The sequence below is a fragment of the Halomonas elongata genome, from assembly GCF_029081005.1.
GTDB lineage: Bacteria > Pseudomonadota > Gammaproteobacteria > Pseudomonadales > Halomonadaceae > Halomonas > Halomonas elongata_B.
Genome location: NZ_JAJQTQ010000149.1, coordinates 1 through 350, shown reverse-complemented (window position 1 = coordinate 350; position 350 = coordinate 1). Strand labels below are relative to the sequence as shown.

Below are 350 nucleotides of genomic sequence, written 5' to 3'. Positions count from 1 at the left end.
CACCGCATCGCCTTTCTTCAGCGTCCCGGAGTAGACGCGGATAAAGGTCAGCTAGCCGACGTAGGGGTCGGTCATCAGTTTGAACGCCAGCGCCGACAGCGGCTCATCGTCGCTCGGATGGCGTTCCGCCGGCTGGCCTTGCTCATCAACGCCCTGTATCGCCGGAATATCCAGCGGCGACGGCATCAGCTCCACCACCGCATCGAGCATGCGCTGCACGCCTTTGTTTTTAAAGGCGCTCCCGCAGAGCACCGCCTGGATCTCCCCCTTCACCGTGCGCTGGCGCAGACCGGCGACGATCTCCGCCTCGTCCAGCTCACCGGTTTCCAGGTATTTATCCATCAGCTCAT

Annotated in this window: 1 pseudogene; it reads right to left on the bottom strand. The window is 62.3% G+C overall.

What is annotated here, in order from left to right:
* Positions 1 to 54: 54 nt before the first annotated feature.
* Positions 55 to 350, bottom strand: a pseudogene (gene fusA / locus LU493_RS19855) (elongation factor G); the annotation flags it as partial.